General features: G+C 41.3%; 1 protein-coding gene. It reads right to left on the reverse strand.

Annotated elements, in window-relative coordinates; genetic code table 11:
- On the reverse strand, positions 1-284 hold a 284-nt coding region (locus AB4486_RS24025), incomplete at its 3' end, for a transposase (protein ID WP_372119117.1).
- Positions 285-378 lie beyond the last annotated feature (94 nt).

A 378-nucleotide genomic window follows, 5' to 3' on the forward strand; every position in this document is an offset into this window, starting at 1 on the left:
GCTTCAGCATCAGCGGTATCGTTCTTATTTGATTTCACATAGGGCTTAACAAACTGCGGAGGCATAAGTTTAACGTCATGACCAAATTGCTTGAATACTCTTGCCCAATAATGAGCACTGGAGCAAGCTTCCATACCAACAAGACAAGGAGGCATATTGGTCAACGTTTCGGACAACTTCTTTCTGCTGATATTTTTCTTCAAAAGAACTTTGCCTGATGAATCTACTCCGTGAAGAGCAAAAGAAGATTTAGCTAAGTCGATACCTAAAGTTGCAATGGTCATGGTCTCTTCCTCATTTATGTTACCGACTATAAGTTTAGACGGTGGGTGGAAGTGTCCATATCATTAACAACGCCAGTTTCAGGCATACCTAACC

Origin of the sequence: Vibrio sp. 10N.222.55.C6 (assembly GCF_041473395.1) — a bacterium.
GTDB classification, from domain to species: Bacteria; Pseudomonadota; Gammaproteobacteria; order Enterobacterales; family Vibrionaceae; genus Vibrio; species Vibrio crassostreae_C.